Below are 21,555 nucleotides of genomic sequence, written 5' to 3' on the forward strand. Positions count from 1 at the left end.
TCCTGTTATCTAGCGCGAGACCTTGAAAACCGGAATCGGTTTTTGCCGCGCTGGCATATGCGCAATAATCAAGATGACACCGCCTGCGCTGGGCGTCCGAAAGGGCGTGCTGCGCTGTAGCAGGTGAAGACGAGCGAAGTAATGAACGACGACAAGAAATCTCCACGCGGGCCGCGCAAAGACGGCTCGAAACCGGCGGGCCGGCGAGACGGCAAGCCGGCCTACGGCGCCAAGAAGCCGTTCGCCAAGCGCGAGCGGCCCGCGGCTGCCGAAGGCGAGCGCCGCCATGGCGAGCGTAGCTATAAGCCACGCGAAACGGGCGAGGGCGCTGGGCGTGCCGAAAAGCCGTTCCGCAAAGGTTCGCGCCCTGACGGCAAGCCCTTCGAGAAGCGCGATGGCCGCAAGCCTTACACACCGCGCGGCGACCGGCCGATGGCGGCCGAAGGCGAGCGCCCGGCCCGCGACTTCAAGCGCAGCTTCAAGCCGCGTGAAACGGGGGAAGGCGGGGAGCCTGGCGACAGGCCGTACCGCAAAGGTCCGCCGCGCGACGGCAAGCCCTTCGACAAGCGTGAGAGCCGCAAGCCCTATACGCCGCGGGGCGACCGGCCGGTAGCGGCCGAAGGCGAGCGGGGCGAACGACGTTTCGATCGCCCCAAGCGCGCGTTCGATGACGGTCCCAAACGCGATTTCGCCGACCGGCCGAAGCGAGACTTCAGCGATCGTCCGCAGCGCGATAGCATCGCAAGGAAACCGGAAGGCGGCTTCAAGCCGCGGCCGCGTCCCTCGGAAGCCGCGCCGGAGAGCGGCGAGCGTATCGCCAAGCGGCTGGCGCGCGCCGGCATCGCCTCGCGCCGCGACGCCGAAGAGCTGATCGCGGCCGGCCGCGTCAAGGTAAACGGCAAGGTGCTGGACTCGCCGGCCTTCAATGTCGGCGCCGACGACATCATCCATCTCGACGGCACCGAGATTCCGCCGATCGAGCGCACGCGTCTCTTCCTGTTCCACAAGCCGGCGGGCGTCGTCACGACCAACCGCGATCCGGAAGGCCGCAGGACCGTCTTCGACGTGCTGCCGCCCGACCTGCCGCGGCTGATGACGATCGGCCGGCTCGACATCAACACCGAGGGCCTGCTGCTTTTGACCAATGACGGCGGGCTGTCGCGCGTGCTCGAATTGCCCGCGACCGGCTGGCTGCGGCGCTATCGTGCGCGCGTCCACGGCAAGGTCGAGGAGAGCGCGCTCGCCGGCCTGCGCGAAGGCATCGCCGTCGACGGCGTCTTCTACGGCTCGATCGAAGCCTCGCTGGATCGCGAGCAGGGCACCAATGCGTGGCTGACGCTCGGCTTGCGCGAAGGCAAGAACCGCGAGGTGAAGAACATCCTCGGCGCGCTCGGCCTCGACGTGACGCGGCTGATCCGCATCTCCTACGGGCCGTTCCAGCTCGAGGACCTGCCGGAGGGCCATGTGCTCGAGATCAAGGGCCGCGTGTTGCGCGAGCAGCTTGGCGAGCGGCTGATCGAGGAGTCCGGCGCCAATTTCGATGCCGAGATCCAAAAGCCGTTCTCCAACAAGCCGGTGCGCGGCGGCGGGCCTCGCCGGGAAGAGACCGACCGGCCGAAATTCACGCGCGACGGCGACCACCGGCCGATCGGCGAGGGCGGGCTGATCAAGGCGCGCAAGCGCCGCGAAGGCAGCCGCGACGAGGCGCTGAGCAAGCTCTCGACAAAGCCGGACAGGGCATTTGGGCCGGACAGGACGTTCGGCGAGCGCGGCCCGAAATCCGACCGCGGCGGTTTCGGCGACAAGCCGCGGTTTGGGGGCAAGAAATCCGAGCGCGAGCAGCGGCCGATCGAGCCGCCGGGCCAGCGCAAGGCCAATGTCTGGATGGCGCCGGGCGCCCGCCCGATCGGCAAGGGCAAGGCGGAGGCCGATGCCGCCAAGGCCGCCGAGGCGAAGGCGCGCAAGGCATCCTACAAGCCGGGCGGCAAGGGTAAGCCGTTCGGCAAGCCTCGCGGCGAGCGTCCTGAAGGCGATGGCGGCGACAGGCCGCGCGGTCCGAAGAGGGGCGGCGATGCGGATCGTCGGCGGTGAATTCCGCGGGCGTCCGCTGGCGACGCCGAAAAGCAATGCCATCCGCCCGACCACCGACCGCACCCGCGAGGCGGTGTTCAACGTCCTGGCGCATCGCTACGCGGAAAAGCTCGAGGGCGGCCGCGTGCTCGACCTTTTCGCCGGCACCGGCGCGCTCGGACTTGAGGCGCTGTCGCGCGGCGCCTCCTACTGCGTCTTCATCGAAGAATCGACCGAAGGGCGAGGCTTGATCCGCGAGAATGTCGAGGCCTATGGGCTCACCGGCCGCACCAAGATCTTTCGTCGCGACGCCGCTCATTTGGGCGAAGCCGGCACGATCTCGCCCTTCGGCCTGATCTTCGCCGACCCGCCCTATGGCAAAGGGCTCGGCGAGCGCGCGCTGCGCTCGGCCAAGGCCGGCGGCTGGCTTCTGCCTGGCGCGCTCTGCGTCGTCGAGGAGGCTGCCTCGGCGGCGTTCGAACCGGGCGCCGGTTTTTCCGTGATGGACGAGCGCAATTACGGCGAAACGGTCATCCGCTTCGTCGAGGCCAACTAGTCTCGCCTCGAAAATGCCGAACAAATCACTTTGCCTCACCAGCGAACCTTGCCTATCGTCGCGCAACCGCGACCGGAGAACTTGATGAGACAAACAGGGATTGGGCTGCGCGCAGCGCTTCTGGCGGGCGCGCTGGCGCTTGCCGCGGCCGCTCCGGCCCGCGCGGCCGATGATGGCGAGGTCAAGGATTTCCTGCTCGACAACGGCATGGAAGTGGTCGTCATCCCGGACCATCGCGCCCCGATCGTCACCCACATGGTCTGGTACAAGATCGGCAGCGCCGACGAGCCGCCCGGCAAATCCGGCATCGCGCATTTCTTCGAACACCTGATGTTCAAGGCCACGACCAACCACGCCGCCGGCGAGTTCGACCGCGCCGTGTCCGAGATCGGCGGCTCCAACAACGCCTTCACCTCTTACGACTACACCGCCTTTCACGAGACGGTGCCGCCTTCGGCGCTCGAGCAGATGATGGGCTTCGAGGCCGATCGCATGCGTAACCTCATCCTGACCGACGATGTCATCAAGACCGAGCGCGACGTGATCCTGGAGGAGCGCCGCTCGCGCATCGACGGCAACCCGCAGGCGGTGCTCGACGAGGAGGTCGACGCGACGCTCTGGCAGAACCAGCCTTACCGCATTCCGGTGATCGGCTGGATGCAGGAGATGGAGCAGTTGAACCGTCCGGACGCGAAAGCCTTCTACGACGCCTATTATCGGCCGAACAACGCCGTGCTGGTGGTGGTGGGCGACGTCGATCCCAACGCGGTGAAGGCGATGGCCGAAAGGACCTACGGCAAGGTCGCCCGCGGCCCGGACCTGCGGCCGCGCATCCGTCCCGTCGAGCCCGAGCAGAACACGAAGCGCACGGTGACGCTGACCGACGCGCGCGTCTCGGTGCCGAGTTTTTCGACGCAATGGGTGGTGCCGTCCTATCACACGGCCAAGCCCGGCGAAGCCGAGGCGCTCGACCTGCTTGCCGAGATCCTCGGCGGCGACAACCGCAGCAGGTTGTACCAGCAGCTCGTCGTCAAGCAGGGTATCGCTTCCGAGGCCGGCGCCTATTTCCAGGGCACCATGCTCGACGCCACCAACTTCACCGTCTATGGCGCCCCGCGCGGCGACGCCAAGCTTGTCGATATCGAGGCGGCGGCCGATGCCGAGATCGCCCGCATCGTCAAGGACGGCGTGAGCGACGATGAGCTGGAGCGGGCCAAGACCCGTTATGTGCGCTCCATGATCTTTGCGCGCGACAAGCAGGACGACATGGCCAACATGTACGGCTCGACGCTTGCGACGGGCGGCAATGTCAAGGACGTCCAGGAATGGCCCGACCGCATCCGCAAGGTAACCGCCGATGAAGTCAAGGCCGTCGCCGCCCGCTATCTGGTGCTCGATCGCTCAACCAGTGGCTATCTCTTGCCGCAGCAGCAGGCGGGGAATTGATGATGAGCATGGTTCTTGGCCGCACGAGCACCTTTCCTTCTCCCACAAGGGGAGAAGGTGGACGCGTCTATCGCGCCGTTGCCATACTTTGCTTCGCCCTGTTCTTCCTGCTTTTGCCGGCGCTTGCCGCGCGCGCCGAAATGAACATCCAGGAGGTGAAGTCCAAGAAGGGCGTCACCGCCTGGCTGGTGGAAGACCATTCGATCCCGCTGGTTGCGATCCGTTTCGTCTTCGACGGCGGCACGGCGCAGGATCCGGCCGGCAAGGAAGGCCTGGTCAACCTGATGACCGGGCTGTTCGACGAGGGCGCCGGCGACCTCGACAGCGAGGGCTTCCAGGTGAAGCTCGACGATGCCGGCGCCGAGATGAGTTTTCAGGCCGCCCGCGATGGCACCTATGGTTCGATGCGCATGTTGTCCGAGCAGAAGGACGAGGCTTTCGGCCTGCTGAAGCTGGCGGTGAACAGTCCGCGCTTCGACCAGGCGCCGATCGACCGCATCCGCGCCCAGATACTGTCCGGGATCCTCGCCAACGAACGGGATCCCAACACGATCGGCCAGCAGCGCTGGCTCCGCGCGATCTATGGCCAGCATCCCTATGCGCGGCCGGACGAGGGCAACAAAGACAGCCTCGCCACCATCACTGCGGACGACCTCAGGGCCTTCCACAAAGCAAATTTCGCCCGCGGCGGCCTGCATGTGGCGGTGGTGGGCGATATCGACGCCGCCACGTTGAGCAGCAGGCTCGACGAGGTGTTCGGCGACCTGCCGGACAAGCAGGCGCTGGCGCCGATTGTCGACGTCACGCCCAAGCTCGGCCAGCAGCTCGAAGTGAATTACGACTTGCCGCAGACCTCCCTGCAGCTTGCCTGGCCGGGCGTGAAGCGAAGCGATCCCGACTTCTACGCCGCCGCGCTGATGAACGAGATACTCGGCGGCTCGACATTCACGTCGCGTCTCTACGAAGAGGTGCGCGAGAAGCGCGGCCTTGCCTATAGCGTCAGCTCCGATCTCGTCGATCACGAGCATTCCAACGCGCTGCTGGTGACGACGGCGACGCGTTCCGACCGCGCGGCCCAAACGCTTGCGATCGTGCGCCAGGTGGTGAAGGACATGGCCGAGAACGGCCCCTCGGAGGAGGAGCTCGCGGCGACCAAGAAATACATGGTCGGCGCCTACGCCATCAGCAATCTGGATTCGTCCAGCTCCATTGCCGCGACGCTGGTGGAGCTGCAGATCGATCATCTCGGCATCGATTATATCAAGCGGCGCGCGGCTCTCATCAACGCGGTGACGCTGGCCGACGTCAAGGCGGCGGCAAAGAAGCTCCTGTCCTCCGATCCGGCGGTGATGGTCATCGGGCCGCCGCTGGTTCAGGTGGCGGGAGGCCGCAAGGGATGAGCCCGACCTTCGGGGTGGCCTTCGGCGGCGGCGGCGCGCGCGGTCTTGCGCATATTCATATCATCGAGGCTCTCGACGAGCTTGGCATCAAGCCGGCGGCGATTGCCGGCTCGTCGATCGGCGCCATCATGGGCGCCGGCATGGCGTCGGGCATGAAGGGCGCCGAGATTCACGATTATGCCCGGTCGATTCTCGGCAGCCGGGCCGAAGTAGCGGCGCGCATGTGGCGGTCGCGGCCGGGCACGATCGCCGAAGCCATGCAGGGCGGCATCCGCGTCGCCCAGTTCAATATAGAGCGCATCCTGAAGGCGTTCCTGCCTCAGGATATCCCCGCCACCTTCGAAGAGCTGAAGATTCCGCTCAAGGTGACGGCGACCGACTATTTCGGCCACAAGCTCGCGGTGTTCGCCGAGGGTGAATTGCATTCGGCGCTTGCGGCCTCGGCCGCCATTCCGGCGGTGTTCCGCCCTGTGGTGCGCAATGATTGCCTGCTGATCGACGGCGGCATCTACAATCCCGTCCCTTTCGATCTCCTCGAAAAGGATGCCGATATCATCATCGCAATCGACGTGGTCGGTGCGCCGAGCGACGCCGAGCGCAAGCATCCGACCACGGTCGACCTGATGTATGGCGCCTCGCAGCTGATGATGCAGTCGATCATCGCCAACAAGCTGCAGCAGTCCAGCCCCGACATACTGATCCGCCCAAAAGTCTCGAAGTACCGCGTGCTCGATTTTCTCAAGATCGAGGCACTGATGGCCGAGACGGCGGAGATCAAGGACGAGCTGAAGCGCGCCGTGGAGAAGGCCGTGGAAGCGTATGGCGGGAGGCAGGACAACAAGAAGGCGGTTTGAGAGCCTCCTCCAGCCGCCTCGGTTCAGGTGCATATGACGTCGACGAAGGTCTGACAACCGAAGCCTGAATGGTCGGCGCAAAGGTCCCTTATAAAATAAGACCTAAGAATAGAGCACAGTATTCTTTATGCCGAATGGTCGAATTCGCACCCGGATTTGAGTTCTGTCATTAACTCTTCATCGAATTGCCCGTTGACGCACGCTGCGGTAGAGTTAATAATATCCTAATATAGTAGAGTGAACAATCTCGAGATCGGCAACAACGAGATACTGCGCTACTGGGGTAGGGGAACGCAGCGCGGCATCTGTGCCGCTACAGCTATCACATCGAGCCACCAGCAGTCGTGAGCAGCCATCTTGTATGTGGCGCTTGCTGCCGGCCGGTTGCTCGCTGCTTGCTGGATGCCATGTCGATCCTCCTCCCGCACGGAATTGGGCGCCGATCTCGGTGCTAATGGCATGGGGTAAATCAGCCGCCTTAGGCGGCCAACAAGTGGCGCGCCTAGGCGCTAAGGGAGTTGAAAATGGCCATAGTGGTTGATCTGACCAACGGGACAACGTCGCAGACTTTGACCGACGGCACCGTATTTTCGGCTGAAGAGCAAACCGGCGCTGGCACGGGCAACTACAATAGCTTCCTCGTGCTTGGCAACAGCGGTACCGAGAGCGGCTTCAACACCGATGGTTCTCCGCTGCCGCTGGACGATAAGCAGCAGGAACACACCAACGCGCTTCTCCTGAGCGATATGCAGGTAGTGTCCGTGAACGGCCACGATTACTACGTCTTCAAGCTCGACGCCAATGAGCCGAACAGCGACAAGGGATCGCTGCTGTCACTCGACTCACTGCAGATATATTCAGCGACGGATCCAAATATCACCACCCTTGCGACGCTTCAGACGCAGCAACTACTCTATAACGTTGATGGAAATGCCACCGACGGTGACGTGACGGTTCAGTTGGACGCTGGAAAGGACGCGCCCGCAGGCAGCGGGGTGGGCGATCTGTTTGTCTACATTCCGACCAGTTTCTTCGCCGGGGCAACCGGTAACTACGTTTATCTCTATTCGGCTTTCGGCAACCCAAGTGACTCGGATGGCGGGTTTGAGGAATGGGGCGTCATCGCAAAAGCCAGCGTGGATCACGCTCCCGCGGTCGCGATCGAGAAGACGGTCGATCCGAGTTCCATCGATGAAGGCGAGTCGACGACGGTCACCTACACCTACAAGGTGACCAATACGAGCGCAGATGGCGCCGGCGATCCCCTGACGCTGACCTCGCTGATCGACGACAATGCGACGCCAGGGGACCCCAGCGATGATATCAACCTATTGAGTGGTTTCGTCGCCAACAGCTCACACGGCACTCACTATGTGTCGGGCGACACGGACAACGACTATTTCGTCGACAGCAACGAGACCTGGATATTCACCGCTGACGTAAATATTGGCGCCCAGAATGCGGGTGGCACCATTACCAACACTGTGGTGGTGCACGCCCATGACGACGACAGCACCAATGACGTGTCGGCCAATGACACCGCGACCGTGACGGTGAAGGATGTCGCGCCGTCAGTGGCCATCGAGAAGACCGTCGATCCGACCGAGATCAACGAGGGCGAGGCAAAGACCGTCACCTACACCTACAAGGTGACAAACACGAGCGCCGCTGGCGCTCTCGACCCGCTGACGCTGACCTCGCTGGTCGATGACAATGCCACGCCTGGCGACCCCACTGACGACATCAACCTTCTGAACACCAGCCACACCGGCGACGGCAACAACAACGGGCTGCTCGACTTCGGCGAGACCTGGACCTTCACGGCCAATGTCGACATCGGCGCTCACAATGCGGGCAGCATCGTCAACACCGTGGTCGTGCACGCCCATGACGACGACAGCACCAGCGACGTGTATGCCACCGACGATGCGACCGTGACGGTGAAGGATCTCGCGCCGTCAGTGGCCATCGAGAAGACCGTCGATGCCGATCATGACGGCATCTTCCATTCGTCCGAAACGGTCCAGTCGGGTGCACAAAGCGTCACCTATCACTATGAGATAACCAACACGAGCGCGGCCGGTGCGTTCGATCCGCTGACATTGACCTCGCTGATCGATGACAACGGGACGGCGAATACCGGCGACGACATAAATCTGCTGGATGGCTTCTCGGTCGCCGGCCATACTTACGGCTCGCACTATGTGAGCGGCGACTCCAACGGCGACTACCTCGTCGACAGCAACGAGACTTGGGTCTTCACGGCCAACAGCTCGTTCAACTTGCTTCCCAATGCCGACTCGCGAACCAACACGGTCGTGGTGCATGCCCATGACGACGATACCACCAATGACGTTTCCGCCAATGATACCGCGACGGTCCAATCATTCGCAGGTCCCGGCGTGCGCACGCCGGGCTTCTGGACCAATCTCGGCAAGACTTTCTGGGATGGCGTTGACGGTGTCGGTAAGATAGGCCCGAACTTCGCCACCCACGAACTGCTGTATCAAGTCGATTCCAACAATGACGGAAACATAAACGGTTCCGACAAGGCCGGCCTTCTGATCGGGGACTACGACCTTGATGGAAAGACGGGTCCGGGTGAAGATACGTTCTTCATCTCCTACGCCGATGCGGTCAAGGTGATCGATGCGTCGACCAAGGACCTGCAGGATACACGCTTCGTCCTTGCCCGCGACGCGGTCGCGACGTGGCTCAACTATTTGGCCGGGAATCCGATCGGCGATGCCTCCGATCCCAACAGCCCGCACAAATATCTCGATCAGGCGATCGACTGGCTGCAGGTGGAGAATGGCGGGACATCCTCTTCTCATTTCGAGGATTGGGGCGGCGGAAGCGCGGTGAAGGCGAGCAGCGCAGCCTGGAACGTGGGACTGGATGACGAGTCCCCCGCCGGGTTGGAGCTCTCCGGAAACCTCATTCACCAGGAGCTCGATTTCTACAACAATACCGGCATGACCTTCGAAGGGGCGATACTGCATGTCTACGCCAATGACGGCGGCTGAGGCAGCGGTCGGCCTGTCGAGCCATGATGTGCGACAGGCCGGTTGGATGACCGGAGTGTTTTGTTCAGTGTCGCTTCGACAATGGTAGCCAAGGTAGCATCTGGTTCAGCGCAGGCAAAGGTAAGGCTCGTCGGGCTGGTCCTGGTTGCTTGCGCTGTGCTGCTCCTTCTCGGCGGCAACGGCTGGCTTTCGTCAGGCCGGCCCGGGTCGATGGGGGAGACGCTTGTTGGTGTGGCGATGGTGGGCTTCGGCGGCTTGGCTTTGTTTCGCGCGCGCCGACCCACGCCGGACAGCGGCATCGGCGATATCGCCAGGCAAACCAACGCGCCTTTAGGCGGCAAACGGCCGGCAAAACCGACAGGCCGGCGAGCGCAATCCGCGCGCTCCGAACTCGCCGAGGCGCTTCGCTCCTGCCGGTCGGCCTTTCTCGCGGTAGGGTTGTTCAGCGGCGTGCTCAACGTGCTGATGCTTGCCGGCTCGCTCTACATGCTCGAGGTCTATGATCGCGTGCTGCCGAGCCGCAGCCTGCCGACACTCATCGGCATCACTGTGTTGTTGGTCATCCTCTACTGCGGCCAGGGCATTCTCGATTTCGTGCGCGGTCGGGTGCTTGTGCGCATTGGCGGAGCCTTGGATGAGGCGCTGGGCCGCCGTGTCTATGCGTCGATGCTGCAGTTGCCGCTGCAAAATGGGCGCGGGGGCGATAGCCTGCAGCCGATGCGCGATCTCGACAGCGTGCGTGCTTTCCTGTCCGGAATGGGGCCGACGGCGCTCTTCGATTTGCCCTGGCTGCCGCTCTACCTTGTCATCATCTTCATGTTCCATTGGTTGCTAGGCGTGACAGCGCTGCTTGGGGCCATCGTGCTGGTGGCTCTGACCGTGCTTGCCGAGCGAATGACGCGAAAGCCTGTGTCGTCAGGAACTTTGACCGGTATTCGGCGCAACGGGCTGATCTCGGCTGGGAGCCGCAACGCAGAGGTCGTCGCCGCCATGGGCATGGCCGGCGGTCTGACCGCGCGGTGGGAAGACGCCAACCTCGATTACATCGCCGAGCAGCGCAAGGTGAGCGACGTGGCCGGCGGCTTCGGCGCGATATCGAAGGTCCTGCGCATGCTGCTGCAGTCGTCGATGCTCGGTCTCGGCGCCTGGCTGGTCATCGAGGGGCAGGCAACGGCGGGTATTATCATCACCGCCTCGATCCTCAGCGGCCGCGCGCTGGCTCCGGTCGATCTTGCGATCGCCAACTGGAAGGGCTTCGTCACCGCACGCCAGGGCTGGCAGCGGCTGAACAGGGTGCTGGCGGCGCTGCCGGCTGAAACCGAGCCGATGTTGCTGCCGCCGCCGAGCGCGAATGTCGGCATGCAGAACGTCTCGGTCGGCGCCCCGGGCACGCAGAGACTGCTGGTCCACGACGCAAGCTTCGCTCTGGAGGCGGGCCACGGCGTCGGCATCATCGGACCGAGCGGGTCGGGAAAGTCCACGCTGGTGCGCGCGCTTGTCGGCGCCTGGCAACCGGTCGCCGGCCGCATCAAGCTGGACGGCGCAGACCTCGATCAATGGTCTCAGGCGGAGCGCGGCCGCCATATCGGATACCTGCCTCAAGATGTCGAGCTCTTCGCCGGCACCGTGGCCGAGAACATCGCGCGCTTCGAGCCGGACGCGGACGCCGGCGCCATCATCGCCGCGGCGAAGGCAGCGGGCGCGCACGAGCTGATCGTCGGTTTCCGCGAAGGCTACGAGACCGAGATAGGCGAGCACGGCGAGGCGGTCTCGGCCGGTCAGCGCCAGCGCATCGCGCTGGCGCGCGCGCTCTATCGCGATCCTTTCCTCGTGGTCTTGGACGAGCCGAATTCCAACCTCGATATGGACGGCGAGCAGGCCCTGATCAAGGCCATGTTGGGTGTCCGCGAACGGGGCGGGGTTGTCGTGCTCGTCGCGCACCGGCCGAACGTGCTGGCGGCGGTCGATTTCGTGCTGGCCATGAACCAGGGGCGCGTCCATGCCTTCGGCCCGAAGGACGAGGTGTTCGCCAAGATGTTCCCGACGCTGCGGCCGGTGCCGACCGGCGCCCCGCAACTGAGAGTGGCTTCCGACGGTCCCCATCTGGCCGTTGCCGACGGAACCGAGGCAGGGCGCTGACATGGCTGCATCAGGCGCCTCGCATTTAGCCATTCGCTTCTACACGCGGCTTGGCGTCGGCGTGGTGCTCCTGCTTGCGGGCGGCGTCGGTGGCTGGGCATCGGTCACCGAGATCGCCGGCGCGGTCATCGCCCCCGGCGCCCTCGTCGTCGATTCCCACGTCAAGGACGTGCAGCATTCCACCGGCGGCATCGTTGCGGAGATCGACGCCCGGGACGGCGACCACGTGAAAGCGGGAGATCTTCTGGTCCGTCTCGACCGCACTGTGCCGGCAGCCAACCTTGGCGTGGTGAGCAAGGCGCTCGACCAGCTCGCCGCGCGCAAGGCGCGCCTCGATTCGGAGCGCCGCGGCAGCGACGCCATCATCTTTCCGAACGAGCTTTTGGACCGCATTGCCGATCCTGACGTCGCCGAGGCGGTGGCCGGCGAGAAGCAGCATTTCGAGACACGGCGCACGTCCCGCGCCGGCCAGAAGAGCCAGCTTGAGGAGCGCATCGCGCAACTCGAGAAGGAGATCGCCGGCGACACGGCGCAGGCTGAGGCCAAGAGCAAGGAGATAGAGCTGGTGCAGAAGGAGCTTGCCTCGGTGCGTACGCTCTGGGCCAAGAAGCTCATCTCCATCGACCGGCTGACCCAGACCGAGCGAGAGGCCACGCGCCTCGACGGCGAGCGCGGCCAGCTGATTGCGGCCCAGGCTCAGGCGCAGGGACGGATCGCCGAGATCAAGCTGCAGATCATCCAGATCGATCTCGACCTCAGCACCGAAGTGAACAAGGACCTGCGCGATGTCGACGGCCAGATGGGCGAGCTTCTGGAGCGCAAGGTCGCCGCCGAGGACCAGTTGAAGCGGGTCGACATCCGCGCGCCGCAGGACGGCGTCGTGCAGCAGTCGATCGCCTATACGATCGGCGGCGTGGTGAAGCCGGGCGAGACGATCATGCAGGTCGTGCCCGACAATGACAGCCTTGCGGTGGAAGCCAAGATCGCGCCGAGCGACATCGACCAGCTGTGGGTCGGCCAACCCGCTTCGCTGCGCTTTTCGGCCTTCAACCAGCGCACCACGCCGCAGATCGACGGCGTCGTCGAGCGAACCTCGCCCGACATCACCACCGACCAGCGCACGGGCGTCAGCTATTACACGGTGCGCATTACCACGACCGCCGCCGAGGTCGCGCGGCTCGGCGAGGTCAAGCTGGTTCCCGGCATGCCGGTGGAATCCTTCATCAGGACCGAGGATCGCTCGGTGATGTCTTATCTGGTCAAGCCGCTGCAGGATCAGATCAGCCGGGCATTTAGACAGTAGGCCACCAATACGTTTCACCGTTTCACGAAACGGCGAAACGCCTATCTCTTTGTTTTGACGCAATTCCGGACGGAAAACCGCTCCTCTGGAGCATGATCCCGAAAAGTGGGAACCGGTTTTCGGAGAAGATCATGCTCCAACAAAGAGTTAGATCAGGATGGCGATTCAACGAAACGTCATCCTGATCTAGTCTAAGCTTTCGCGACCGCCCTGTATTCCATCGCCACCACGCCATTGCTGAACGGCACGGCCGAGACAAGCTCGAGCGCTGTCGGTTTGTCCGAAGGAAAAAGCCGTTCGCCCTGGCCTGCGGCTGCCGGATAAACGAGCAGTCTGAGGGTATCGACAAGGCCAACGCCGAGCAGTTGCCGGGCGAGATTCACGCTGCCATGCACATAGATGTTGCCGCCGCTTCGTTGCTTCAGCCGGGTGACCGCATCGGTAAGGGGGCCTTCGAGCAATTCGGCCGGATGCCAATCGACCGCTTTCAAGGTCGTCGAGGCGACATATTTCGGCAGTGCGTTGAAGCGGTCGGCGAAGTCGCCTTTTTCGGCAGGCCAGTGGCCGGCAAAGATTTCGTAGGTCACGCGTCCGAGAAGCATGGCGCCGCTGTCGGCAAGCTCATCCTCCTTGAATGCCTGCATCTCGTCGGTCCAGGCGACGTTCGGCAGCCTCTCGTGCTCGGCGACGCCGTCGATGCTGATGAATTCGGTGACGATGAGCTTTCTCATGGCATCCTCTGTTGGTTAGGTCTCGCACCATAGGACGGCCACGCCGGCGCGTTCCCGACAAAATAAAAAAGCCCGCCGGAATGACCGGCGGGCTTTCGCTTTGGCTGGAGGCCTTGGCTTAGTTGAACTTGTACTTGGCGTCGATCCGAACGGTGTGGAAGGACGGCGTCGCCATCGCGAGACCGCTCGGGATCGGCAATGCATCCGAGAAGTCTTCCTTCTCGAATTGCGAGTAACGGTATTCGATGCCGACGGTCATCTTGTCCGACAGGGCAGTTTCCAGGCCCGCGCCGACCGAGAAGCCACTGGAGCCCCAATCGGCGTCGAGCGGTGCCGGAGCATCGAGCTTGAAGTGCTGCCAGCTGTAGCCAGCGAGGGCGTAGGCCAGCGTCGCCTCGTTGACCTTCATGCCGATGCGGCCGAGCACGTCGAAACCATAATCGGTATTGAGGTTGATCGAGTCGACACCCAGGAACCCGCCCAGCTCAAGCTTCGACTTGATACCGGAGAGACGCGCGTCGACGAGGCCGCCGACCACCCAGCTGCCCATGTCCTGATCGTAGCCGATGCTGGCCTCGCCGAACACGCCTTCGCCGCCGAGGCCATTGAACTTGGCGCCGGCGAGCGGCGGAATCTCGATCTGGTGCACGACCGCGCCGGCGCCGAGCCCACCGCCGACATAGAAGCCGGTCCAGTTGTAGGAAGGCGTCTCGAAGCTGGCGCCGCCGCCGTCATTGGCGTTGAAGCGATAGCTGGCGGCGACCTCGAACGTATGGCGCGAGGTGTCGAGGTTGAGCGTGCCGTCCGGCACCGGCAGGCCTGCATTCGAGAGCAGGCTGTCGTTGGTGCTGAAGCGGGTGTAACGATACTCGCCCTTCAGCGTCCAGTTGCTGTTGATCGCCGTTTCGACACCGGCGCCGACAAAGTAGCCGCCCTGGTCCCAATCGAAACCGAAGCCGGCATTGGTGTCGAGCTTGTACTTCTGCCAGGCATAGCCGCCCAGGACATAGCCCAGCGTGGTCGGCGTCAACAGGTAGCCAGCGCGAACGCCAACATCGAAGCCATAAGTTTCCTTGATATCGGCATTGAGGCCGCCGGCATCGAGCGAAGTCTTGATCGTGCCGACATGCGCGTCGATCAGGCCGCCGAGCAGGAAGCGCTGCGAGACCATGTAATCATAGCCGGCAGTCACCTGGCCATAGACGCCTTCGCCACCGATGCCGTTCAGCGAAACAGGCACAAAATCGCTGCTGAGCTTGTGCACATTGGCGCCGGCGCCGAGGCCGAAGCCGACATAGACGCCGCTCCAGTTGAAGCCCGGAGCCGCCTGCTCCTGGACCACGTCGGCGGCCTGCGCGGCCGACATCAAAGCGACGGCCGAAACGGCGCCCAACAAAACGGATTTCGCAGAAATACGAAGAAGCATAGCCCATAACCCCAAGTTAAAACCCGACGAGGTTCTAGCAGGGGTTGCGGGAATTTGTGGTGGCAGAATTACCACACTCATGGCCAAACTGCCGTAACGACAGGTACAAGCAGGCGATGCTCCCAAAATGGTCAGCCGGGACGGGCCCGCGCGCTGATCCCCGCAAAGCCGAACGTGCCCGCCGCGTCGGCCAGCGAATGGGTGAATCGGATCAGGGGATCGTTGCCGGGCAGGGGAGTGGCCTGAAGCGCAATGGCCTTCAGCTCCGCGAGCTGATCGGCGCAGCAAGCGAGGAAATGTTGGCGCAACGGGACGAAGGGGATCGGTGGGGATGAGTGGCGCTCCCGGGTGGCAACGGGGTATTCAAGCAGAAAGCGGTGTGTGGTGGAATGTGGCCCCGTTACGCTGTCCTCGAGCCCATTGGCAGCTCTGCGCCTCGTTGTTGCCGTCCAGAAGCCGAATCGCAGATGCTGCAAGCCGCCATCAGAGTCATTCGATCACCTGCACATCTGCAAAGATGCCGTTCTGACTGTGGGACGCAATTGCCGCTAAAGATTCATATTGTCTAATCCACCGGTTGCCATACGCAGATTCTGGCCGCTAAAGACGTTAGAAGGTATTTAGATCATCGAGGGGAGAAAACCGGTTTGAAGCCATTCATAAAGTGGGCAGGCGGCAAGAGATGGCTTCTGAACGATCCCCGTTTCGGCCTTCCCGAATTCTCCGGACGATATATCGAACCATTCATGGGCGGTGGCGCGATTTTCTTTCATCTCGCACCACCAGACGCGATTTTATCTGACGTCAATGAACGGTTGATCGCCACCTACCGATCCATTCGCGACGACTGGCGCTTGGTACAATCGAGCCTGGCCGAATTTCAGGAGAGGCACTCGAAAGAGTTCTATTATGAGGAGCGAAGTCGGCAGCACTCGAGCCCGCATCTCCGCGCGGCGCAATTTCTCTATCTGAATCGAACCTGCTTCAACGGCCTCTACCGCGAGAATCTCAAAGGGCAGTTCAACGTTCCCTTGGGGACAAAGACCCAGGTTATGCTTTTCGATGATGATTTCGAGAAGGCGAGCGAGATCCTGTCTCGCGCTGATCTTCGGGTTGGCGACTTTGAAGCAGTAGTTGCCGAAGCGGTGGAAGGCGATCTGGTCTTCCTTGATCCTCCCTATACCACGGCTCATAATTGCAATGGCTTCATCAAGTATAATCAGAAGATCTTTACTTGGGACGATCAGAAAAGGCTAATGGAGGCCATTAGGGGCGCCAAGCGGCGTGGTGCTAGGGTCGTCCTGACAAACGCGGATCACGAAAGCATTCACGAGCTTTACGGCAAGCTTGGTGTGCCGACAGTGGTTTCGCGTCCGTCGGTTATATCGGGCGCCGTGAATTCGAGGCGCGGAACTACCGAGGCGCTGTACGTCTTCTGATTCCTGTAGACCTGCGTAGAAATTTTTTGGGGGGTGCCTTGTCGTTTATCGATCCTGCCGAAGCGGCTGCGCTTCGTAACAAAATCAGCAGCGACAAGTCGCTGCTCGGCAAAATCTATGTAGCGAAATCTTCCAAGTTCCATTCTCGCAATGTCGACCATGGCTTGGTCGAAGGTTTGCTTGAGGAGGGTTGGGAGGAATATGGCACTCCTCTCAAAACCAAGACGCGGCTCCGCAAGCTGAAGAGCCATAATGTTAAGTTCGAGGACGATCTTTGGTGCCAGCTTTATCGTCTGGGTTATCGCACACTCAATATCGACGAGAAGTTCTGCCTGCCCTTCGGGCAGGAGCCGTCGGACAAGAAGCAAATCGACGTCGTCGCGATCGACGACGACACCGTGTTGCTCGTCGAGTGCAAATCCAGCGAAGTTTCGGCGAAGCCGCCCTCATACAAGACCGAATTTGAGGCGCTTCGATTACGTCTTGATGGATACCGGAAGGCAATCGATCAGACATTCGGCCCGGGTCGCCGGGTGAAGTACATATTCGCGACGAGAAATCTTCGGCTGAGTCGAGATTCCGCCGATATTCAGAGGCTCGTTGAATCCGGCGGATTTTACTACAATGACAACACGTTCGAGTATGTCGATAGCCTCCTGAAATCGTACCGGGATGCCGCTCATTATCAGTTCATGGGACTGATCATGAAGGGCCAGGCCATCAACAAGGCAAAGATCGAGGTCCCGGCCATCGAAGGCACAATGGGCGACAAGACGTATTACATGTTTTCGCTGGAGCCACAAACGCTCTTGAAGATTGGGTTCGTTCTCCATCGAACCCGGGCGAATGAGGCCGAGATGCCGACATACCAACGCCTTCTTCTGCCGTCGCGGCTCAAGGGAATCACCAAGTTCATCGATGGCGGAGGATACTTCCCCAATTCGGCCATTCTGAACTTTAACGAGCGCGAAGCGAGGCTCGAATTCCAGGGGCAATCGCGATCGAAGGATTCAGCATCCCGGACAGGAGTGTTGAAAATCCCGAACGCGTTCGCGATCGCCTACATCATTGACGGCCAGCACCGGATCTATGGATATGCAAACTCAAAGTTCAAGGCGAGCAACACCATCCCGGTAGTCGCCTTCAAGAATCTTGATCCAGGCGATCAACTCGAACTTTTCATGCAGATCAACGAAAATCAGAAGGCTGTAAGCCCAACCCTCAGGATCACCTTGGAGGAAGATCTTTACTGGAATGCTAGTCGTCTGGACTCCCGGCTGAAGGCGCTTCGCTCGTCTGTCATCCGGGCATTAGGTGGTGACCCTTCCGGTCCGCTTTACAACAAGATTTCTCTCGGTGAGGATCGGGCTGTGCTGCAGGCAAAGCCGTTCGCGGACGCCTTGCTCAAGTGTAAGCTATTGCCAGAAGCTAAGGGCAACAAGTTCGTCGAAGGAACCACTGCTTCGTCATTATATGACACTGCAAATGTAGAGCATGGCGACGAGATGAAGAAAGCACGAGACCGTGCGGTCAACCTCATCAACGCCTGCTACGAACTAGCGGAAGCGTCCTTTGGGAAGGATCAGGAGGCGCTCACTAATTATGTCCTTTCGAACAGAGGCAGCTTTGCGTTCATATCACTTGTTGGCGATCTCCACGCATTCGAGGCCGGCCAAGGATCGATTTCAATAAAGTCGAGCACGGATCAGCGGATGCAAGCCATCGGCAGGTACCTTCTTGTACTTTTCAAGGCATTGCAGTCGATGACGCAGGAAGACGCGGAGATTCTGGCGGGGAAATTGGGCAGTGGCGCGGAAACCACTTGGTTGAGGTTTTTCCAAGGGTACATCCATGGCAAGTTTAGTGACTACAATCCACCTGAACTCCAGGACTGGAAGGAGCGCCAAGACAAGGCTCTCCAGAATGAGGGAAGAGAACTCGGCACCCAGATCGAACGACATATGAAGCATTTCATAATTGCGCAGCTAAAGGCGCTGTTCGGCGAGAATTGGGATATCGAGATCGGGGCGATTCAGCGTGAATGCGAGACGCGCGCGAAGGAGCAGATGGAGAAAAATTACAAGGAAGGCTTAGGGCGTCAGGAGATCCCTTGGACGGATCAGTTCTTTATCAAGGACTATAAGGCAATAATCGAGAAGTACTGGACAAAAAAGCCGGAAGGTCAAAAAAATGCAGAATCGTTCGAGCAGCACTTCTCGATAGACGTTGGTCACGAGTTCAACAGCAAGTCTGACAAGGTAAGATGGCTATCTCTCTTTAATACCCTGCGGAACAATTGGGCGCATGAAGGAACAAAAGAAAAGGGATTGAATAAGAACGATGTTGAGCTGTTGCACAAGATTCATAGTAGCCTTGGTTTAAAATAGGAGTAATTTTTTAAGTGAGCTATATTCTAGCGGTTTCCAATAAGGATGCCCTTGATTCTGTCAGCCAATCGAACAAATCAACTCTGAGGATTTTGTTCGATCTGTTGACGGTTGCGGCCGTCATGTACCGAATAGGCCAGCCGCGGTCGAGCGGGCGTCATTCTTTGATCTGCGACGTCAGCATCGCTCGCCATTCGGGCAGATTAATTCTGCAATCGGCCTTGGGCCTAAGGCGGCGATTTGGCGTGCTTCATCCCCCTTGCCAACCCCGCCCCCTTCCCCTAATCTCCCTCTGAGAAAACCTTTTCCCAACCCGCTCCGCGCTCGCTGACCTCACCCGTCATCGCCGCGCAGGGCGATAAGAGAAAACCTTTTCCCAGCTAAGGAATTCGCCGCGACCATGTCCGCCGACGCCGAGCCAGCGCCAGTTTCCGCCAAGCCGCCGGTCACGCTGCGCGAGGTCGCCGCCGCGGCCGGCGTCAGCGTCGCCACGGCGTCGAAGGCGCTGAACGGGCAGGGGCGGATGACGGCGGAGACGCGCGAGCGCATCCGCGAGACGGCGCGGCTGCTCGGCTTCCGGCCGAACAGCCTGGCGCAGAGCCTGCTCAGAAAACGCTCCTTCACCGTGGGGCTGCTCACCAACGATACCTATGGCCGCTTCTCGCTGCCGCTGATGGCCGGCGTTTCGGATGCGCTGGTCGACAAGGGCGTGTCGGTGTTCCTGTGCAATGTCGAGGACGATCAGCGGCTCGGCCAGCTGCATGTCGAGGCCATGCTCGACAAGCGCGTCGACGGCATCGTCGCCACTGGAAAACGCATCGACCGCCATCTGCCGGTCGATCTCTCCAACCTGCGCATCCCGGTCGTCTACGCCTTCACCCAGCCGGATCCCGGCGCGGTCGGCCTCGTCTCCGACGATGCCGGCGGCGCGCGGCTGGCGGTCGAGCAGTTCTTGCGGCTCGGGCGCCGCCGCATCGCCCATGTCAGCGGCCCGGCGAGCTTCGCCGTGGTGCATACGCGGGCCGAGGCTTATCGCGACGTCCTGAGGGAGAACGGCTTGCCCACAGCCGAACCGCTGCTCGGCGCCTGGTCGGAAGCCTGGGGGCGCGATGCGGTGGCAAGACTGTTCGGCAAAGCGGGCAGGGAAGGATGGCCGGACGCCGTCTTCTGCGGCAACGACCAGATTGCCCGCGGCGTCATCGACGCGCTGCGCGAGCGCGGCATCCGCGTGCCGGAGGATGTCGGCATCATCGGCTTCGACAATTGGGAGATCGTGGCCGAGGCGACGCGCCCGCCGCTGACTTCCATCGACATGAACCTGGCGAGCCTCGGGCGCGAGGCCGGGCTTGCCCTGCTTTCGCTCGTCGACGGCCACCCGGCCGCGCCGGGCATCAGGAAACTGCCGTGCCGGCTGGTGGTGCGTCAGTCATGCGGCAGTCCGCCGCAATGAAGCAACAAGGCCACGCGCCCGATTAAGGGCGGCGTGGCCAAAACAGGGAGGAGAACCATGAGGAGGAGTAAAATGAAGACCATGTTTGCCAAGCTGGCTTTAGCCGCGGCCGTCATCGGCGGCGGCCTGCAGGCGGCGTCCGCCGAGACCGCCAACATCTGGGTGCGCGCCGACGGCTCGAACTTCATGCCGCGCATCGTCGACGCCTTCAACAAGGCGAACAAGGACCAGATCAAGCTCGATATCATTCCCAATGCCGAGATCATCCCGAAATATGGCGCCGCCGCCGCCGGCGGCACCGCGCCCGACGCGCTCTCGCTCGATCTGATCTACACGCCGTCCTTCGCCGCCGCCGGCCAATTGGAGGACATCACAGATTGGGCGAAATCCTTGCCCTACTTCGCCAGCCTGTCGCCGGCGCATGTGAAGACCGGCACCTATAAGGACCGCATCTACGGCCTGCCGTTCTCGGCCGACGCCTCGGTGCTGATCTGGAACAAGAAGCTGTTCAAGCAGGCTGGGCTGGACCCCGAGAAGGGACCGACCAACTGGGCCGAGATCGAGGCCGATGCCGAAAAGGTCAACGCGCTTGGCGGCGATATCAAGGGCTTCTATTTCTCCGGCAATTGCGGCGGCTGCAACATCTTCACCTTCACGCCGCTGATCTGGGCCTCCGGCGGCGACATCCTGTCCGAGGACGGCTCGAAGGCGACGCTCGACAGCCCGCAGCTGCGCGGGGCGATCGATCTCTATCGCTCGATGGTCAAGAAGGGGCTGGTGCCCGAGGGCGCGCAGACCGACACCGGCGCCAACTTCTTCGCCGCCTTCGCCGGCGGCAAGATCGGCATCTCGCCGTCCGGCGCCTTCGCCATCGGCGCGCTCAACACGCAATATCCGGACGTCGACTACGGCATCACCTTCCTGCCGGGCAAGGATGGCGGCTGGTCGTCCTTCGCCGGCGGCGACAATTTCGTCGTCACCAAGGGCACCAAGAAGATCGCCGTGGTGAAGGAGTTCCTGGACTTCGCCTATTCGCTGGAGGGCCAGACGATCCTTGCCAAATATGGCAGTCTGCCAGTGCGAAACGACATCGCCAAGGACGCGCTGAAGGACCTCGACCCGCGCTATCAGGTGGCGGCCGAGGCGATGGCCAAGGGCAGGACGCCCTATTCGGTGGTGTTCAACGACCTGATCAACTCCGCCAACGGGCCGTGGACGCAGATGATCAACGAGGTGTTCTTCGGCGACGATGTCGACGGCGCCATCAAGAACGCGCAGGAGACGATGCAGTCGATTATCGACCAGGCGCCGAACAAGTAGACACCAGG

At 61.9% G+C, this 21,555-nt stretch carries 15 protein-coding genes; 12 read left to right on the forward strand and 3 right to left on the reverse strand.

Annotation, left to right across the window (positions count from 1 at the left end):
* Window positions 1-141: 141 nt before the first annotated feature.
* The 8 genes from LB535_RS11775 (at window position 142) to LB535_RS11810 (ending at window position 12,794) form a co-directional block, all read left to right on the forward strand.
* Window positions 142-2,091 (forward strand): pseudouridine synthase, encoded by a 1,950-nt coding sequence (locus LB535_RS11775; protein ID WP_224632275.1) that lies wholly within the window; start codon window positions 142-144, stop codon window positions 2,089-2,091.
* The gene (gene rsmD, locus LB535_RS11780; RefSeq protein ID WP_095767859.1) at window positions 2,072-2,626 is read left to right on the forward strand and encodes a 16S rRNA (guanine(966)-N(2))-methyltransferase RsmD; all 555 of its coding nucleotides are present in this window, start codon (window positions 2,072-2,074) and stop codon (window positions 2,624-2,626) included. Before LB535_RS11775 ends, rsmD begins: the two co-directional genes overlap by 20 nt.
* A gap of 84 nt (window positions 2,627-2,710) precedes the next feature.
* Window positions 2,711-4,072 carry a M16 family metallopeptidase gene (locus LB535_RS11785; RefSeq protein WP_224632276.1) on the forward strand — a complete coding sequence of 454 codons (1,362 nt, stop codon included), beginning with the start codon at window positions 2,711-2,713 and terminating at the stop codon, window positions 4,070-4,072.
* Window positions 4,072-5,472 carry a M16 family metallopeptidase gene (locus tag LB535_RS11790; RefSeq protein ID WP_140840860.1) on the forward strand — a complete coding sequence of 467 codons (1,401 nt, stop codon included), beginning with the start codon at window positions 4,072-4,074 and terminating at the stop codon, window positions 5,470-5,472. Before LB535_RS11785 ends, LB535_RS11790 begins: the two co-directional genes overlap by 1 nt.
* A complete protein-coding gene (locus LB535_RS11795; RefSeq protein WP_224632277.1) occupies window positions 5,469-6,326 on the forward strand; it encodes a patatin-like phospholipase family protein in 858 nt (285 codons plus the stop codon). Before LB535_RS11790 ends, LB535_RS11795 begins: the two co-directional genes overlap by 4 nt.
* Window positions 6,327-6,850: 524 nt before the next feature.
* Window positions 6,851-9,352 (forward strand): hypothetical protein, encoded by a 2,502-nt coding sequence (locus tag LB535_RS11800; protein WP_224632278.1) that lies wholly within the window; start codon window positions 6,851-6,853, stop codon window positions 9,350-9,352.
* 156 nt (window positions 9,353-9,508) lie between these two features.
* Window positions 9,509-11,491: a type I secretion system permease/ATPase gene (locus LB535_RS11805; protein ID WP_224632279.1), complete on the forward strand. Its 1,983-nt coding sequence runs from the start codon at window positions 9,509-9,511 to the stop codon at window positions 11,489-11,491.
* A gap of 1 nt (window position 11,492) precedes the next feature.
* Window positions 11,493-12,794, forward strand: coding sequence for an HlyD family type I secretion periplasmic adaptor subunit (locus LB535_RS11810; protein WP_224632280.1), 1,302 nt, complete (start codon window positions 11,493-11,495; stop codon window positions 12,792-12,794).
* Window positions 12,795-12,985: 191 nt separating this feature from the next.
* On the opposite strand, the gene LB535_RS11815 is transcribed toward LB535_RS11810, so the two are convergent.
* The 3 genes from LB535_RS11815 to LB535_RS11825 all read right to left on the reverse strand — a co-directional run bounded on the left by LB535_RS11815 (window position 12,986) and on the right by LB535_RS11825 (window position 15,427).
* The gene (locus LB535_RS11815) at window positions 12,986-13,525 is read right to left on the reverse strand and encodes a dihydrofolate reductase family protein (RefSeq protein ID WP_224632281.1); all 540 of its coding nucleotides are present in this window, start codon (window positions 13,523-13,525) and stop codon (window positions 12,986-12,988) included.
* Window positions 13,526-13,643: 118 nt separating this feature from the next.
* A complete protein-coding gene (locus LB535_RS11820; RefSeq protein WP_224632282.1) occupies window positions 13,644-14,951 on the reverse strand; it encodes an outer membrane protein in 1,308 nt (435 codons plus the stop codon).
* Between the two features lie 131 nt (window positions 14,952-15,082).
* Window positions 15,083-15,427, reverse strand: a complete 345-nt coding sequence (locus LB535_RS11825) for an Hpt domain-containing protein (RefSeq protein ID WP_224632283.1) — start codon at window positions 15,425-15,427, stop codon at window positions 15,083-15,085.
* 171 nt (window positions 15,428-15,598) lie between these two features.
* On the opposite strand from LB535_RS11825, the gene LB535_RS11830 reads away from it, so the two are divergent.
* The 4 genes from LB535_RS11830 (at window position 15,599) to LB535_RS11845 (ending at window position 21,547) form a co-directional block, all read left to right on the forward strand.
* On the forward strand, window positions 15,599-16,390 hold the full coding sequence (locus tag LB535_RS11830; protein WP_224632284.1) for a DNA adenine methylase: 792 nt from the start codon (window positions 15,599-15,601) through the stop codon (window positions 16,388-16,390).
* Between the two features lie 38 nt (window positions 16,391-16,428).
* The gene (locus LB535_RS11835) at window positions 16,429-18,777 is read left to right on the forward strand and encodes a DGQHR domain-containing protein (protein WP_224632285.1); all 2,349 of its coding nucleotides are present in this window, start codon (window positions 16,429-16,431) and stop codon (window positions 18,775-18,777) included.
* Window positions 18,778-19,177: 400 nt separating this feature from the next.
* Complete coding sequence (locus LB535_RS11840) at window positions 19,178-20,227, forward strand: LacI family DNA-binding transcriptional regulator (RefSeq protein ID WP_224632286.1); 1,050 nt, start codon at window positions 19,178-19,180, stop codon at window positions 20,225-20,227.
* A 72-nt stretch (window positions 20,228-20,299) separates the two neighbouring features.
* Window positions 20,300-21,547 carry an ABC transporter substrate-binding protein gene (locus tag LB535_RS11845; protein WP_095767848.1) on the forward strand — a complete coding sequence of 416 codons (1,248 nt, stop codon included), beginning with the start codon at window positions 20,300-20,302 and terminating at the stop codon, window positions 21,545-21,547.
* The last annotated feature ends 8 nt before the right edge of the window (window positions 21,548-21,555 follow it).

This window comes from Mesorhizobium sp. CA10 (genome assembly GCF_020165285.1).
GTDB lineage: Bacteria > Pseudomonadota > Alphaproteobacteria > Rhizobiales > Rhizobiaceae > Mesorhizobium.